This window comes from Shinella sp. 1A1 (assembly GCF_055379515.1).
Genome location: NZ_AP039672.1, coordinates 232103 through 248741 on the forward strand (window position 1 = coordinate 232103; position 16639 = coordinate 248741).

A 16639-nucleotide genomic window follows, 5' to 3' on the forward strand; every position below is an offset into this window, starting at 1 on the left:
ATCGCGCGCCCGCAATCCAGCGGTCGTTTTTGCTTGCGCCTGCATCATGTACATTGTATAAAATATTCGCGTTCTAGGTTTTGTCGATTACGTCGCGAATTTTGGAGGACATGGCCGAACAGGGCCGGTCGCAGAAACGCATCAAAAATAAATGGGGTGAACAATGAAAAGCTTGTCGGAATTGAAAATGGGTCGCAGGCAGTTTCTTGCGACGTCTGCCGGAGGTGTCGCGGCTCTCGCTGCACCGGCGCTGATGCGCTCGGCCTATGCGGCCGACGAAATCACGATCTTCACATGGGAAACATACCACGAGGACCCCTGGCTCACGGAATGGACCGACAAGACCGGCATCAAGGTCAATGTCGTCAGAACCGGGGGCGTGGACGAAATGTTTGCCCAGGCGAGCTCCGGTGCCGTGCAGGCGGACGTCTTCTACATCGATTCCGGCTCCATTCTGCGTTACAAGCAGGCGAACCTGATCGTCCCGATCGACGCTGCGCAGCTTCCCGAAGCATCCAATATCTCCGCGGGCCTGAAATATCAGGAGCGCAACAGCATCGAGGGAGCCCTCTATGGTGTCCCGTACAATTGGGGCACGCAGCCCCTCATGTACGATGAGGACGTCGTGAAATCCGGCATCGATAGCTGGGATGTGCTCTGGGACGAGCAGTTCGCCGGCAAGGTCAACCTCTTCGACGACGCCTACATCACCTTCCCGATGATCGCGTTGAAGGCCGGCGCCAAGGATCCCTACAATCTCACCGACGACGAATTCGAGGCATGCCGGCAGGCCCTGGTAGCTCTGCGGCCGCAGGTTCGCACCATTGCTCGCGGCTTCAACGATGCCGAAGCCCTTTATGCGGCCGGTGACGCCTCGCTCGGCTATTGCCAGAATATTTCGATCGTCTTCAACCTTCAGGCGAAGGGCCGGAAATTCAACTATTCCTTCCCCAAGGAGGGGACGCCGACCTGGATCGACAATGCCGTCGTTTCCGAGAAGGGCAATCGGCCGGCCGTCTACCGGTTCCTCAACGACAACCTGACCATTCCGTGGCAGTCGCGTTTCATCGCCTCTTCGCTCAACAACGGCATTCTTACGGAAGAGGGCGCCAACAAGGGAGGCGTTGCGCAGGATGTCCTGAAGAAGACCAACATCATCGACCAGAGCCAGCCCGGCTTCTGGGAGAAGATGTCGGTGTTCATGTTCCCCGAGAATATCGATCGGCGCGTCCAGATGTGGAACGATTTCAAGGCTGGAACGCTCTAAGCAAGGGTATCAATATGACCTCCTCCAACGATCCGATCATCCGGTTCAAGAACGTCGTCAAGCGTTATCCCGGCGCGCCCACGCCGGCGCTCGACGTCGCTGAATTCACCATCAATCGCGGCGAGTTCTTTTCCATTCTCGGACCGAGCGGGTCTGGCAAAACGACCGCCCTGCGCCTGATCGCTGGTTTTGAACAGGCGGATGGTGGGCAAATCTTCGTTGGAGATCAGGATGTGACCGATGTCCCGCCGTATCGGCGGGACATCAATACCGTGTTCCAATCCTACGCCCTGTTCCCGCATATGTCGCTGCGCGACAACGTCACTTATCCGCTGAGAATGGCGGGTGTGGATAAAGCCAGCATCCGCAAGCGCGTGGACGAGGCGCTCGAAATGGTCGCCATGGAAAAGATGGCCGACCGTTTCCCGCATCAGGTGAGCGGTGGGCAGAGGCAGCGCGTGGCGCTGGCGCGTGCATTCGTAGGCCGGCCGAAGGTGCTGCTCCTTGATGAGCCGCTGTCGGCGCTCGATCTCAACCTGCGCCAGCAGATGCAGCACGTTCTGGTCGATCTGCAGCGAAAGATCGGCATTACCTTCGTTTACGTGACCCATGACCAGGGCGAAGCCCTCTCGATGTCGAACAGGGTCGCCATCGTCAGCGGCGGAAAGATCCAGCAGCTGGATACGCCGAACGCCATCTATTACGAGCCGAACAGCCGCTTTGTTGCACAGTTCATCGGTAAGTCGAATCTCGTCCAGGCGCATGTGGCCGGCGCCGCATCTGCCGATGTGGATCCCGTCGCGACCGTCTGCGGCGAGCGGTTCGCGTTGCCCGCTGCGAAGCAGTCGGGACCGATCAATCTGGCGGTCCGTTTCGAGTCCCTTGCGGTCACGAAGCCGGATGAACCGGCCCCGCATCAGGTGCGTCTTATGGGCAAGGTCTCGGACGTCCTCTTCCTCGGGCACACCTGCGAGGTCAAGGTGAAATGCCAGGATCAGGAGTTCATCGCCTTCGCGCCCGCCCGGCGCGATGCAATCCTCTCGCATGGGCAGGACGTCTGCGTTTCGTTCAATCCGAACGACTGTGCGGTGTTCAATGACTGATATCGCGACATCGTTCGAAACGACACAGTTGACGAAAGCAGGGTCCGGCCGGTCCTTTTCCAAATTGCTGCCGCAGATACCTCTTTATGCTTGGCTGGCGATCCTTGTGATCCTTCCGAACGTGCTGCTGATCGGAACGAGCTTCCTCAAAGCCGCCAATGGCGGGATCGTTTTCGATCCGACGCTCGAAAATTTCACGCGCGCCTTTCAATCCTCCGGGGTCTGGTTCCTTCTGGTGCGCACGCTGGCGACGGCCGCTGCTTCCACGCTGATCGCTTCGGCAATTGCCTACCCGATGGCCTACTATGCGGCCCGCGTCCTTCGCAAAGGACAGTTCCTCGCGGTTCTGCTGGTCATCATCCCGTTGTGGATCAGCCTTCTCATGCGTGTATTCGCCTGGCGCGTGATCCTCGGTGAAAAGGGCGTGCTGAACTCGTTTCTCATTTCTACGGGAATGATTTCGGAGCCGAGTTCGGCTTTCCTTTACAACCCCTTCGCCGTGTTCCTGACCTTTGTCTACGTGTCGATCCCGTTCATCTTCATTGCGGTCTATTCCGCGATCGAACGTATTCCCCATAGCCTTGTCGAAGCCGCCAACGATTGTGGCGCCAACGGGTTTCGCGCGTTTTCGACCGTCATCTGGCCTCTCTCCAAGCCGGGCATGGCGATCGGTCTCGCCCTGTCTTTCCTGATGGCCGTGGGCGACTACATCACGCCGTCCATGGTCGGCGGGTTGAACGGCACCATGCTGGGGATGGTCATTGCCTCTCAGTTCGGTATCGCCGGCAATTGGCCTTATGGTGCGGCGCTGGCGCTCATCCTGCTTCTGGCCGTCACTGTGATCCTGCTGATTTTGTTCAAGGTCATGCAGGTGCCGGGCATTCTCGTGGGGGAGGGCGGAAATTCGTCGCCGGTAAGGCGGCAACCAAAAACGGGACGTGAGCGGCTTTGCAGGATCGGCGGGTTCGCCCTCTTCCTGCTCCCCTACCTGTTCCTGTACGCCCCGTTGATCATCATCGCGATCTTCTCCTTCAACGCGGCCAAGGTTCAGGTCTTCCCTGTCACAGGCTTTACTTTGCAGTGGTATCAGGAAGTTCTCAACAACGCCGCTCTTCTGGCTGCGCTGAACCGTTCGCTTTATGTCGGTCTCTGCGTATTGCTGATCTCCATTGTGGCAGGGACCGGCTTTGCGATCCTGTTCGCTTACGGAAAGATCGCAGGCGCCCGCTGGATGGAGCGGATTCTGACCCTTCCGGTTGCCATTCCCGGCGTCGTGCTCGGGATCACCCTGGTGCTGGCTTTCCAGTTGCTGGCAATCCCCGTCGGTATTCCGCGCGTCGTGCTCGGTCATGCGACCTTCGTCATGCCCGTCGTCATGCTGACCGTGCTGGGTCGCTTGCGCCGGCTCGATCCCGCGCTGGTGGAAGCCTCCCTCGATCTTGGGGGCACATACGGCCGAACGATCTGGAACATCATCCTGCCGCTGGTGCGCGGCGCAATCATCGGCGGTGCACTACTCGGCTTTACTTTGTCCGTCGACGAGGTCGTGGTGTCGCTCTTCCTCACCGGGACCCAGCCCACGCTACCTGTCTGGGTTTGGAACCAGATGCGCTTTGGATTTACGCCGTCGGTGAACGCGATCTTCGTCTGCATCGGTGTGTTCTCCGTCGGATTGACACTGATTGCGCGGCATTTCCTGGAGCCGAAGGGCGTCGAAGCCCGCTGACCTTCGAACAAAAGTTGAATCACTGAAAGGAATTCAGATGACTGCCACCGTTCCTGATTTTGGGGCAATCGCCAAGTCGCTCGCGTTTGAAACCAAGGCGTTCATCAACGGCGAGTTTGTTTCCGCAGCGAGCGGAAAAACGTTCGAGACCATCAACCCGGCGACGGGCAAGGCCATCACGGCTATCGCCGAGGGTGACAAGGAGGATGCAAACCGGGCAATCCGGGCGGCCCGCAACGCTTTTGAAAGCGGGTCGTGGAGCGGGATGGCGCCGCGCGACCGGAAGGCCGCCTTGTTGAGGCTTGCGGCTCTGGTCGAGAAGCACCAGGCCGAACTGGCCGTGCTGGAATCCCTCGACACCGGCAAGCCCGTGCTCGACGCCTATAATGCGGACATTCCGGATGCGATCGCCACGCTGCAATGGCATGCCGAAGCGATCGACAAGATCTACGATACGATCTCGCCGACGTCGTCGGATATCGTATCAATGGTGGTGCGCGAGCCGATCGGCGTCGTCGGCGCCGTTATTCCCTGGAATTTTCCGCTCGCGATCACGGCGATGAAGATCGGCCCGGTGCTGGCCGGCGGCAACTCCATCGTCATCAAGCCGGCCGAGCAGACGCCGCTCACCGCCCTCAAGCTCGCGCGCCTCGCGGCCGAAGCAGGAATTCCCGAAGGCGTCATCAACGTCGTTCCCGGCTTCGGCGAAACCGCCGGGCAGGCGATCGGCCGCCATGCCGACGTCGATTGCCTGAGCTTCACCGGTTCGACGGAAGTCGGTGGCTACTTCCTGAAATATGCGGCGGAATCCAACCTCAAGCGGGTGATCCTCGAGCTTGGCGGCAAGAGCCCCGCCATCGTCATGGACGACGTCGACGACCTCGATCCGATCGTCGAGCAGATCGCCATGGGTATCCTGTTCTCGCAGGGCGAGAATTGCAGCGCCGGCTCGCGTCTTCTGGTGCACGAGGCGATGAAGGACAGGCTGCTTGAAGCCGTCATCGCGCACTTCAAGACCTGGAAGGTGGGCGACCCCTTCGCGGCCGACACGAAGATGGGCGCACTGATCGAGGAAAAGCACCTCGACCGCGTGCTCGGCTATATCGATGCGGGCCGCAGGGAAGGCGCGTCCGTCGTGCTGGGCGGCAACCAGGTCCTCAAGGAAACGGGCGGCTACTTCGTCGAGCCGACGATCTTCGACAATGTCCGCAACGACATGAAGATCGCTCAGGAGGAAATCTTCGGGCCGGTTCTCTCCACCATCACCTTCAAGGATGTGGACGAGGCGGTGAAGATCGCCAACGACACGAAATACGGTCTGGCGGCGTCGCTCTATACGAACGACCTTCACATCGCCCACAAGGTCTCCCGCAAGATCCGGGCGGGCACGGTTTCCGTCAACTGCTTCTCGGAAGGCGACCAGGCCGTTCCGTTCGGCGGCTTCAAGCAGTCCGGCTTCGGCGGCCGTGAGAAGTCCCTGCTCGCGCATGATCAATACAGCCAGGTCAAGACGATCTGGATGCAGCTCAGGTAAGCCCGATGTCCAAAACATATGACTATATCGTCGTCGGTGCCGGGTCAGCGGGCTGCGTGGTTGCAAACCGCCTGACCGAGGACGGCAATCGCTCCGTCCTCCTTCTCGAGGCAGGCCCACGCGACGGCTCGATCATCATGAGGATGCCGGCGGCCCTTGGCCTGCCGCTCGAGAGCACCAAGTACAATTGGGGCTACAAATCCGAACCGGAGCCCGGTCTCAACGGCCAGGTGAGCGACCAGCACCGCGGACGCGTGCTGGGTGGATCCTCCTCGATCAACGGCATGGTATTCGTTCGAGGCAACCCTCTGGATTACGAGGGCTGGGCAGCCAGGGGCCTGCCGGGATGGTCGTACGCGCATGTCCTGCCGTATTTCAGGAAAATGGAGACCTATGAAAAGGGCCCGAACGAATATCGGGGAGGCAGCGGGCCGCTGCACGTCCACCAGTGCAAGGCAGAGAATCCGCTTTATCAGGCGTTTCTCGGTGCCGGCCAGGATTTCGGGCTCGGCCTCAATCCCGACCAGAATGCCGGCAAGCAGGAAGGGGTGAACGTCGCCCAGGCGACCACCCGCAACGGTTCGCGCGAAAGCACCGCGGTCGCCTATCTGCGCCCCGCGGAAAAGCGTCGCAACCTGACGGTCGTTATCGGAGCGACCGTCACCAAACTCGTCATGGAAGGCACGACCGTGACCGGTGTGCAGTTCGAAACCGCCGGTGGGCTTCAGACCGCATATGCCGATAAGGAGGTCGTGCTGAGTGCCGGTGCCTTCGACACGCCGAAGATCCTGATGCTCTCCGGTATCGGCGATGCCGATGACCTGAAGGCGCATGGCATCGATACGGTCGTGCATCTGCGCGGCGTCGGCAAGGACCTCCAGGACCATGTGGCGGTCGCGATCCAGTATACCACGACCAAGGCGGTCTCTCCGACCAAGCGGCTTTCCAAACTGGGAAGGCCATTCGTCGGCGCGCAATGGCTTTTGACGAAAGGCGGCCTCGGGGCAAGCAACTACTTCGAGGTCGGGGCGTTCTTCCGCGGCAACGACAGCGTGGCCTATCCGAACATCCAGCACGAGTTCTTTCCCATGATCGGCGAGTTCTATCGCGGCGAGGCACGGGTGCTGGACGGTTTCCAGTATTTCACCAGCGTCATGAGGCCGAAGAGCCGCGGCAAGGTCTCCTTGCGTTCAGCGAACCCCAAGGATACGCCGAAGATCGAGATCGGCTTCCTGACGCAGGATGCCGACCTGAAGGAAATGATCGAAGGTGTCCGCAAGACGCGCGAGATCATCCGGCAGAAGTCGTGGGATCCGCTGCGCGGAAGAGAAGTCACGCCCAGCTCCGAGATTTCCTCGGACAAGGACCTCGCAGCGTGGATCCGCCAGAATGCCGGGACCGGATACCACGCGGTCGCGACGTGCCGGATGGGTGTGGACGAAGATGCCGTGACGGACGAGAACGGTCTGGTTCGCGGCGTCTCGAAGCTGCGCATCGCGGATGCGTCGCTGATGCCGGCGCTGACGACAGGCAATACGAACGCGCCCACGATCATGATCGGTGAAAAAATCGCGGACGCGATATTGGGCCGGCAGCTGCCAGCCTCCGAGGCGCCGATCCTGCGATGACATGCGATGAGGCGGAGCATTCCTCCGCCTCATCCTGCGACGATGAGAACCCTGTTTCGAAGGGTTCGGGAAATTCCCATCGACCCGATGCGCCTCAGAGGGCCTTCTCAAGCTCCGGGAGGATTTCGAAGAGGTCACCGACGAGGCCGTAGTCTGCGACCTGGAAGATCGGCGCCTCCTCGTCCTTGTTGATCGCGACGATGACCTTGCTGTCCTTCATGCCGGCAAGATGCTGGATCGCACCGGAGATGCCGCAGGCGATGTAGAGCTGCGGGGCAACCACCTTGCCCGTCTGCCCGACCTGCCAGTCGTTCGGCGCATAGCCGGCATCGACGGCCGCGCGGGACGCGCCGACGGCGGCACCCAGCTTGTCGGCAACCGGAAGGATCACTTCCTGGAATTTTTCAGACGAGCCGAGCGCACGGCCGCCCGAGATGATGATCTTCGCCGATGTCAGTTCCGGGCGGTCGGATGAGGACAGGGCATCCTTGACGTGGGTGGACAGGCCCGGGTTCGCTGCAGCGGAGATGGCCTCGATGGCTGCGCTTCCGCCTTCACCTGCTGCGGCGAAGGAAGCCGTGCGAACGGTGATCACCTTCTTCGCATCGGTGGACTGAACCGTCTGGATGGCATTGCCGGCATAGATCGGACGCTTGAACGTGTCGGCCGAGACGACCTCGACGATCTCCGAGACCTGCGCGACATCGAGCAGGGCGGCAACGCGCGGCAGCACGTTCTTGCCGACCGAGGTCGCAGCCGAAACGATGGCGTCATAGTTGCCGGCCAGCGACACGATGAGCGCGGCCAGCGGTTCGGCAAGATTGTTGCCGAGGCTGGCATCGTCGGCGAGCAACACCTTCGTCACGCCCGAGAGCCTGGCGGCCGCATCGGCCGCAGCCTTGGCATTGCTGCCGGCGACGAGCACATGCACGTCCGAGCCGATCTTGCTCGCTGCCGTCAGCGCCTTGGCGGTCTGGTCGGAAAGGTGAGCGTTGTCGTGGTCTGCCAGAAGAAGAATGGCCATTATCGTAATCTCCTCAAATCTCGCCGATCAAAGCACGCCGGCTTCGGTCTTGAGCTTTTCGACCAGCTCGGCGACCGACTTGACCTTGACGCCCGCCTTGCGGCCGGACGGCTCCTCGGTCTTCAGCACCTTCAGGCGCGGGCTCGTATCGACGCCGAAATCGGCCGGTGCCTTCTTGTCGAGCGGCTTCTTCTTCGCCTTCATGATGTTCGGCAGCGAGGCATAACGCGGCTCGTTGAGGCGAAGGTCGGTCGTGACGACCGCCGGAAGCTTGACCTCGATGGTCTGCAGACCGCCGTCGACTTCGCGGGTGACCTGCGCCGAGCCGGAACCGATCTCCACCTTGGAGGCGAAGGTGGCCTGCGCCCAGCCGAGGAGGGCCGAGAGCATCTGGCCGGTCTGGTTCGAATCGTCGTCGATCGCCTGCTTGCCGACGATGATCAGGCCGGGCTGTTCGGCCTCGGCAACACCCTTGAGGATCTTGGCGACCGCCAGCGGCTCGACGGCGTCGTCCGTCTCGACCAGCACGGCGCGGTCGGCGCCCATGGCGAGCGCGGTGCGCAGCGTCTCTTCGGCCTTGGCAGGGCCGATCGACACCACCACCACTTCCTCGGCCTTGCCCGCCTCCTTCAGACGCAGCGCCTCCTCGACCGAAATCTCGTCGAACGGGTTCATCGACATCTTCACATTGGCAAGCTCGACACCCGAGCCATCAGACTTCACACGGATCTTTACGTTGTAGTCAACAACACGCTTGATGGGTACGAGAAGTTTCATGGGCGGTTCCTGTATTTGTTTTCTTTCAGAAGCGACGGCAACGTTTGCGAAGAGAGATCAGATCAGCGTGCTCATCGCGAGTGCCGCTAGGGCGGCCAGCCCAGCCAGGCCGAACAGGCTTCTCATCGAGAAAAATCCCAACGCAACGCTCATGCCCGGAGTGAGAGGCTGGCTGCCGTGAGACGTCGATTGCATCTTCTTCTCCCCATCAGGATTGCTGGCTGAACTTCAGTCGGCCGATACGAAAACAGGCCCGCGTTCGATCACCGGATCGAGAATTCCACTCGACAATTCATCGGCGATCTCGAACATTCCGGCGGGGTTCTGATGAGGGGCCGGGTAGTTGAGTTCGCTCTTGAGTTCCGGCGAATTCAGATATGCGGCGGCTATGATGAGCGACAGTGTATAGAACGCGTCGAATCTCGTGCGGTTGAGCTCCTCCAGATACTGCCACATGGAGCCGGGAGGGACATTTCCGAGCTCGGCAAGGAGCGCTTCCAGCATTTCAAATTTTGCATCGAGAATAGTTGTGGCCCGCGTTGCCAGATCGATGAAACCGGTGACGGAACTCCCGCTCCGGTAGGAGCCTTTCGCAGGAATCAGCGTATCGGCGACCAGCCGCAGGACGCCGGCCTCCTGTTCCGTGAATGCCCGTCTTGGGCGACGCTTCATATGCGAAACACTCAGTCGCATGGCTGCGGGCTTTTCAGTTTGCACAGACATCGGCATATCCTTCGCTCTTGACGACGTTCACGAGGTTTTCCGCGATTTTCAGCGCCAGCGCGCAGATGGTGCTGGTCGGATTGGCCGATCCGCTCGTCACGAAAATGCTGCCGTCGGCGATCAGCAGGTTGCGCACGTCATGGGCGCGACCGTCAGGGTCGACGACCGAGGACTTGGGGTCCGCTCCCATGCGGGCGGTGCCCAGAAGATGACCGGGCTCGCCCGGCATTTCCGCGATCGCGATGACCTTCTTCGCGCCCGCGGCCTTGTGTGCCTCGACCATACGGTCGAGCGTGAAATCCCGGATGCGAAGGGTATTTTCGCTGAAGCGATATTCGATCTTCGGCGCAGGAATGCCGTCTCCGTCCGTCAGATGGGGATCGATGGTGACCCTGTTCGTTTCCTCGGGAAGGTCCTCGATATTCGCAGCCCACAGGATCGTGTTGCATGCGTCTCGGATGACCTGATGGAAGCTCTCGCCCCAGAGCTGATCGAACGGCAGGGAGCGATGGGGATCGATCCCATTCAGGATGATCCCCGGTGCCGTTGACGCATGCATTTTCGAGCCTCTGACGAAGCCGCGGGACTTGTCGGTCTCGTAGAATTCCATCGAACTGATCACGGCGCCCAAGGGCCCCCGCCAGGTTTCGAGATCTTCGTCATAGTATCCCATCGCGCAGCAATTGGGATGCAGCATGAGGTTCTTGCCGACGAGGCCCGAGGAATTCGCAAGGCCCGAGGGATGCTTCTCCGATCTGGAAAGCAGCAGCAGCCGGGCTGTTCCGATGCCATTCGCGCACATGACGACATACTTTGCCCGCGTGTGCTGGCGGCCGTCCTTGCCGATCCAGTTCACGCCGGTTACGGCGCCGTCGCCATCGGTCGTGATCTCATACACCCGCGCGCCCGTGATCAGCTTGGCGCCTGCTGCGATGGCCGCAGGCCAATAGGCAAGATCGAACGATGCCTTCGCCCCTTCCGGACACCCTTGCACGCATGTCCCCCATCGCGCGCAGGCGGCAAGCGAACCATGCTTCTGCGTTGGAATGGCGTTCGCGCCGGGCCACCAATGCCAGCCGAGCTCGTTCAAGGCTTCGGCCGTCTTCAGGCCCGTCTTGCCGAGCGGGTGAGGAGGGAGGGGAGGGGCCAGCCCGTCGGGATAGGCGGTGTCACCCTCAAGTCCCGAAACGCCGATGAAATTGTCGACGCGATCGTAATATGGCGCCAGGTCCTGATACGTGATCGGCCAATCGTCCGATACCCCGTCAAGCGTGCGGACCCGGAAATCCGAAGCGGTGAGCCGGGGCCAAAGGGCACCGAAGTGGATCGTCGATCCACCGACGGCGCTGTACATGGATGGTGGAAGATCGGTCTCGGAAAGCTCCATCGGATAGTCCGCCGGATTCTTTCGCAGATTGGGTTCCGTCTGCCAGTGGGCGCGCGCGACGACTTCCCACATGTCGAAATTCGCAGGGTAATCGGACGGGCTGGTCCAGTCGCCCTGCTCGAGACACGCGACCTTGAGGCCGGCGGAAGCCACCGTGTGGGAAACGATGGCGCCCGAGGGGCCGGCGCCGACCACCAGGACATCGTACTCTTCTGCGGAAGGGCTCGGCGTGGGCTTCATGTCATCTCCATCGGATGGGAACAGTTGACGTTCCGGCATTATTGGATATTTTATACGAAAGGCAAGGGGTTTTTCGCGCTGGCGGCGCAAGCGCACCTGGAATGTGAGCTGCGCATCTTGGTCCCGTGGCCCGTTGCGAAAAATTGTATAAAGTATATAATAGACTTCGACAATTGAATTCCATCGGAGAAATGTGATGCAGAATCCTGAGATTAGCTATGAAGTGCCGCGTTCTTACGGGCACTGGATCGGCGGCAAGGAGGTTCATTCCATCACGTTCATCGAAAGGGTGAACCCGGAAACGGGCAGGGTCGTCGCGCAGTTCGCCGAGGGAACGGACCGGGATGCGGAAAATGCGATCGAAAACGCCAAAGCCGCCTTCGAAAGCGGTGAATGGTCGCGTAAGCCGGGAGCCGAACGGGCGAAGATTCTCGGCAAATGGGCCGCGCTTGTGGAGCAGGCGGCAGAGCGGCTCATCGCCATCGAGATCGAGGAGGCCGGCAAGATCTATCGCGTCGCGAAAGGCGATGTGGAAGGGACGGTCGAGCTTATTTCCTACGCCGCCGCAATGGCGCAGAATATAGCCGGTCAGGCCTTCATGGATGTCGGGGACGGTCTCAACGCATTCGTCGTCAAGGAACCCATCGGCGTCGTCGGCGCGATCGTTCCGTGGAACTTTCCGACGATCATCTTCGCCCAGAAAGTACCGCTCGCGCTGGCGGCCGGCTGTTCGGTCGTCGTGAAGCCGTCCGAATTCACCTCCGGCACGGCACTGGAACTGGCGCGTCTCGCCCAGGCCGCCGGCATTCCTGACGGGGTCTTGAACGTGGTGACGGGATATGGCGACCCGGTGGGACGCGCGATTTCCGAAAGCCCGGATATCGAGCTTGTTTCCTTCACCGGCTCCACGCGAACGGGCAGGGAAATCCTCAAGGGCCAGCATGTGAATTTCAAGCGTATTTCCCTTGAACTCGGTGGAAAATCCGCCGCGGTCGTCTTCGCCGATGCAGACCTGGACGCAGCCGCCGACGGCGTCCTGTTTTCCATCTTCATGCATCAGGGGCAGGTATGCTGTGCCGGTTCGCGCCTCCTCGTGGAAGAAGCGATTGCCGACGCCTTTGTCGAAAAGCTCGCGGCGCGCGCCCGTAAGCTGAATCTCGGAAACCTCAGCGATCGGGAAACGGATATCGGGCCGCTGATTTCGCCCGCGCACCTCAAGCTTGTCCACGGCCATGTGGAGGGAGCGAGGCAAGAAGGAGCGACGGTCGTATGTGGCGGCGAGGTCGTGGGGCAGGCGGCGTTTCCGGGCGCCCCGGCACAGACATATCTTCCCACCATCCTCGACGGCGTGACGTCCGGCATGTCGATTTTCAGGGACGAGGTCTTCGGTCCCGTCCTGACGGTCACGCGCTTCGATACGGTCGAGGATGCAATCCGCCTGGCCAACCAGTCCGATTACGGATTGGCCGGAAGCGTCTGGACCCGGGATATCCAGACGGCGTTTCAGGTCGCTCAACGTGTCCGCACCGGCACGATCGAAATCAACACGAGCCTGGAAGGCAAGCCGCAGCTGCCGTTCGGCGGCTACAAGGCCAGCGGCCTTGGCCGGGAGAAGGGGCAGGCCGGCCTCGATGAATTCATGGAAGTCAAGACGATCGGGATCAGGGTTTCGCCCAAGGAAGCGTTCTTCCCGCGGTCTCGATAGGGCGCCGTATCGGTCGACCGGAAATGCCCGGAGGAAAGCCGAAAGCGTGAGCACGGCTTTTCGTGAAGCGTAGTAACCAAACCAGAGGAGATGGAGAATGGACCTGAAACAAACATTGATCATGCCGCGACGCTCAATGCTGAAACTGTCGGGCGCCGCGCTTGCGACGCTCGCGGCGCCCAGCATCATCCGATCGGCCCGCGCCGCGGACAAGCTGACCGTTTTCTCCTGGGAAACCTATCATCTCGATCCGTGGATCAAGGAATGGACCGAAAAGACCGGCATCGAGGTCAATGTCGTGCTCACCGGCTCGGCTGACGAGATGTACGCCCAGATGGCGGCCGGCTCGATCGAGCCCGACGTCATCATCGTCGATTCCGGAAACCTGAAGCGCCATGTCGACAGCAACTTCATCGCTCCGCTCGACGTGTCGAAAATCCCGAATGCGTCCTACGTTGCGAAGGGCTTCAATTTCGAGAAGCGCAACGCCATCGACGGGAAGATCTACGGCATTCCGTACAACTGGGGCGTTCAGCCGCTGATGTTCGCCCGCAGCGTCGGCGAAGAGGGAATGGACACCTGGAACGCGCTTTGGGACAAGCGCTTCGCAGGCAAGGTCAATCTCTTCGACGACGGCTATGCGACGATCCCGATGATCGCCATGAAGGCGGGCGCAAAGGACCCCTATAACCTGACCGAGGACGAATTCGCAGCCGTCGTCGAAGCGCTCAAGGAACTGCGGCCGCAAGTCGGGTCGATCTCCCGTGGTCCCAGTGACCAGACCGCCATCTTCGCCGCCGGCGACGCTCTGGTCGGCTATTGCATGGTGGTCAACTCGGTCTTCACGCTCAATGCCGATGGCCAGAACAAGTTCGGCTATTCCTTCCCCAAGGAAGGTACTCTGGGCTGGATCGACAATGCGGCCGTGACGCCGCGCGGCGAACGTGATGCCTCGTATCAGTTTATCAGCGACATTCTCGCGCCGGACTGGCAGGCGCGGTTCGTCGCATCTGCCCAGACCAACGGCGTCCTGAGCACGGCCGATGCACGCAAGGCCGGACTGAGCGACGAGGTCCTGCACAAGACGACCATTCTGGATCAGGATACGCCCGGCTTCTGGGAAAAGCTCTCGGTCTTTAGCCCGCCGGAAGATATCGAGCGGCGCGTCCAGATCTGGAACGACTTCAAGGCCGGGACCCTTTGATCCCTCCGGTATCGACGCAAAAGGCTCCGGCATCCGCCGGAGCCTTTTGTGTTTGAACGAGAGGCGACAAGCGTTCCCTATAGGTCGCTCGAACCCTACGTGTCCTGGAGACGCGCAGCATGTCGGAAGCCTGCGCATCAGATGCGAGCGACAAACAAAACCGGCGGCCTTGACGGCCGCCGGTTGCTTGATGGGTATTCCCGCCAATTGGAAAGGGGTGGCTGAAACCTACCCTTTCGCGCCGAAAGTCGGGGGTGAGGACGGCACCCGGCCCGGCCACATGTCGCCGACCTTGAAGCCGTGCCGCAGGGGATCACGTTCGGAAATGTGGATGACCGATTCAGCGATCACATGAGCGGTGCCCACCAGTTCGGGAACGATCCCCGGCTTGCCGTTGACCTCGATTTCACGAACGGGCCTTGCGATATAAACCTCGTCGATGATGCTTTCCTGCCGGAAATCTTCGCCGACCCTGAGCTTGCCCTTGGCATGCAGGGCGGCAATCTGCGCCGAGGTGCCGGTGCCGCAGGGGCAGCGATCGATAAGTGCGTTCGCGCCCGTGGCGAAGGTCGGCGCACCGGGAAGCATCGGCATGACGACGGCGGAGCGGCCATGATTTTCCGGCGAATGCGGTTCGTCGTAGATCATCACCGCATCGACCACGCTCATGCCGGTGCTGGCCGGATTGTCCACCTTGATCGCCGTAACGGCGGCCGCGCGGATTCGCTCGCCGATCTCGCAAATGTCCGCCGCGTTCTCGGGCACCAGTTTCAGACCGAGCTGTTTTGCCGACACGATGAGGTAGAACATTCCGCCATAGGCCACGTCGACGGTGAGGTTTCCGATACCGGGGACATGGAGTTCCATGTCGAGATGCGTCGCATAGGACGGGACGTTCTCCACGGACACCGATTCGACGAGGCCGTCACGGCAGGCCGCCTTGGCGATCACGAGCCCGGCCGGCGTATCGACGCGCACGATCGTAACGGGATTGTCATTGTCGATCGGCACGACGCCCGCATGCAGGATCGCCGCCGTGAAGCAGAGAATATTGCCGCCCGACATGACGGGATAGATCGGTCGCTGGTTGATGATCACGAGGCCGACATCGGCATCGGGATTGCAGGGCGGCAGCACCAGGTCGGCATTGACGGCGGGAAAGCCACGTGGCTCCTGCAGCAACGAGGTTCGCAGCCAGTCATGGTTCTGTTCGATGTACTTCTTCTTCTCGAGCATCGTGCTTCCGACGATGCCCAGGTCTTCCAATCCGCCGATGACCGTCCTGCACGGTGCGCCGGACGAATGCGCGTCAACAACCTTGAGCTTCATGGCATTTCTCCTAGCGGGCGGTTTTCGGCGTGTTGAGAAGTGCGGGATCCATGGATTTGACGATCGCCTGGATCCGCTCGGTTTTTTCCTGTGACAGGCTGTTGTAAGGCGCGCGGATCGGGCCGACATCGAAGCCCAGCGCAGCCACGGCCGCCTTGACGCCGCCGTTGTAGTGGCCGCTGATGACCTCGGAGATCAGGGGATTGATTTTCCGCCAGGTCGTCATGACATCCTCGTATTGCCCGTCATTGGAGGCATTCAGCATCTTAACGAATGCGGGAGTGAGGAAGTTGGCAGCGCCGTTGATGACGCCGGCGCATCCCTGCAGGAATGCGGGAAACGCCAGGACGTCCTCGCCGGCGAAGAGCTGCACGCCCGTGCCGCTGTTGATGAGGCTGTCGAGCAAGGCGAAGTCGCCGCTCGAATCCTTCATGAACTTGATGCTGGGAATTTCCCCGACGAGCGTCCGGACGCGATCCGCATCGTACCTGATGCCCATTGCCGGCGGGAAATTATAGATGCAGATCGGCAGGTCGCTCGCCGCGGCGACATCATGGAAGTAGCGGCGAACACCGTCAAAATCGATGGATTCGTAATAGGGCGTCGCCAGCATGATCGCATCCGCGCCGACCTTTACCGCATGTTTCGCATGGGCGACCGCCTCGCGTGTGGAATTCGCACCGACCTGGGCCATGACGGACGTTCGCTTGCCCGCCTGCTCGACGACGATCTCGACGACCCTGCGCCGTTCGTCGGGTGACATCGCCGCGAATTCCCCCGTGCCTCCACAGGGAACGATGCCGCCCAGTCCGCTTGTGATGCCGCTTTCGACAATCGCGCGGAGCTCGCTTTCGTTGACGGATTCACCATCGGAAGAAAAGGGTGTGATGATCGCGGAGATAATACCGTTCGGCTGCATTGTGGCGTCAATCCTCTGAAAAACCAGTGTTTAATTGTATAAAATATGCGAAAAGGATTGGCAACGCTTTTCT

14 protein-coding genes are annotated in these 16639 nt (G+C 60.8%); 7 read left to right on the forward strand and 7 right to left on the reverse strand.

The features are described from left to right. Positions 1-187 precede the first annotated feature (187 nt). Genes ACZ48C_RS17905 through ACZ48C_RS17925 form a run of 5 tightly spaced genes read left to right on the forward strand, consistent with a single transcriptional unit; the run spans position 188 to position 7258 of the window. Positions 188-1267 carry an ABC transporter substrate-binding protein gene (locus ACZ48C_RS17905; RefSeq protein WP_464783510.1) on the forward strand — a complete coding sequence of 360 codons (1080 nt, stop codon included), beginning with the start codon at positions 188-190 and terminating at the stop codon, positions 1265-1267. A 14-nt stretch (positions 1268-1281) separates the two neighbouring features. Continuing rightward, complete coding sequence (locus ACZ48C_RS17910) at positions 1282-2370, forward strand: ABC transporter ATP-binding protein (protein WP_464783511.1); 1089 nt, start codon at positions 1282-1284, stop codon at positions 2368-2370. Next, on the forward strand, positions 2363-4096 hold the full coding sequence (locus ACZ48C_RS17915) for an ABC transporter permease subunit (RefSeq protein ID WP_464783512.1): 1734 nt from the start codon (positions 2363-2365) through the stop codon (positions 4094-4096). Before ACZ48C_RS17910 ends, ACZ48C_RS17915 begins: the two co-directional genes overlap by 8 nt. A gap of 37 nt (positions 4097-4133) precedes the next feature. Further along, positions 4134-5630, forward strand: a complete 1497-nt coding sequence (locus ACZ48C_RS17920) for an aldehyde dehydrogenase (RefSeq protein ID WP_464783513.1) — start codon at positions 4134-4136, stop codon at positions 5628-5630. A 5-nt stretch (positions 5631-5635) separates the two neighbouring features. After that, positions 5636-7258, forward strand: coding sequence for a choline dehydrogenase (locus tag ACZ48C_RS17925; protein ID WP_464783514.1), 1623 nt, complete (start codon positions 5636-5638; stop codon positions 7256-7258). A gap of 94 nt (positions 7259-7352) precedes the next feature. Here ACZ48C_RS17925 and ACZ48C_RS17930 read toward each other — a convergent pair whose 3' ends face one another. Genes ACZ48C_RS17930 through ACZ48C_RS17950 form a run of 5 tightly spaced genes read right to left on the reverse strand, consistent with a single transcriptional unit; the run spans position 7353 to position 11409 of the window. Continuing rightward, positions 7353-8282 (reverse strand): electron transfer flavoprotein subunit alpha/FixB family protein, encoded by a 930-nt coding sequence (locus ACZ48C_RS17930; protein WP_464783515.1) that lies wholly within the window; start codon positions 8280-8282, stop codon positions 7353-7355. A gap of 27 nt (positions 8283-8309) precedes the next feature. Then, positions 8310-9059, reverse strand: coding sequence for an electron transfer flavoprotein subunit beta/FixA family protein (locus tag ACZ48C_RS17935; protein WP_464783516.1), 750 nt, complete (start codon positions 9057-9059; stop codon positions 8310-8312). Positions 9060-9116: 57 nt separating this feature from the next. Then, positions 9117-9254 (reverse strand): hypothetical protein, encoded by a 138-nt coding sequence (locus tag ACZ48C_RS17940; protein WP_424547079.1) that lies wholly within the window; start codon positions 9252-9254, stop codon positions 9117-9119. 33 nt (positions 9255-9287) lie between these two features. Continuing rightward, positions 9288-9782 (reverse strand): hypothetical protein, encoded by a 495-nt coding sequence (locus ACZ48C_RS17945; RefSeq protein WP_424547080.1) that lies wholly within the window; start codon positions 9780-9782, stop codon positions 9288-9290. Further along, positions 9766-11409 (reverse strand): GMC family oxidoreductase, encoded by a 1644-nt coding sequence (locus tag ACZ48C_RS17950; RefSeq protein ID WP_424547081.1) that lies wholly within the window; start codon positions 11407-11409, stop codon positions 9766-9768. Before ACZ48C_RS17950 ends, ACZ48C_RS17945 begins: the two co-directional genes overlap by 17 nt. Positions 11410-11605: 196 nt before the next feature. Between ACZ48C_RS17950 and ACZ48C_RS17955 the strand changes: the two genes are divergently transcribed. Together ACZ48C_RS17955 and ACZ48C_RS17960 are read left to right on the forward strand one after the other, a co-directional pair. Continuing rightward, positions 11606-13114: an aldehyde dehydrogenase family protein gene (locus ACZ48C_RS17955; protein WP_464783517.1), complete on the forward strand. Its 1509-nt coding sequence runs from the start codon at positions 11606-11608 to the stop codon at positions 13112-13114. A 97-nt stretch (positions 13115-13211) separates the two neighbouring features. Then, complete coding sequence (locus ACZ48C_RS17960) at positions 13212-14318, forward strand: ABC transporter substrate-binding protein (protein WP_464783518.1); 1107 nt, start codon at positions 13212-13214, stop codon at positions 14316-14318. 228 nt (positions 14319-14546) lie between these two features. On the opposite strand, the gene ACZ48C_RS17965 is transcribed toward ACZ48C_RS17960, so the two are convergent. After that, positions 14547-15647, reverse strand: coding sequence for a proline racemase family protein (locus ACZ48C_RS17965; protein ID WP_464783519.1), 1101 nt, complete (start codon positions 15645-15647; stop codon positions 14547-14549). A 10-nt stretch (positions 15648-15657) separates the two neighbouring features. After that, positions 15658-16566 (reverse strand): dihydrodipicolinate synthase family protein, encoded by a 909-nt coding sequence (locus ACZ48C_RS17970; RefSeq protein WP_464783520.1) that lies wholly within the window; start codon positions 16564-16566, stop codon positions 15658-15660. Positions 16567-16639 lie beyond the last annotated feature (73 nt).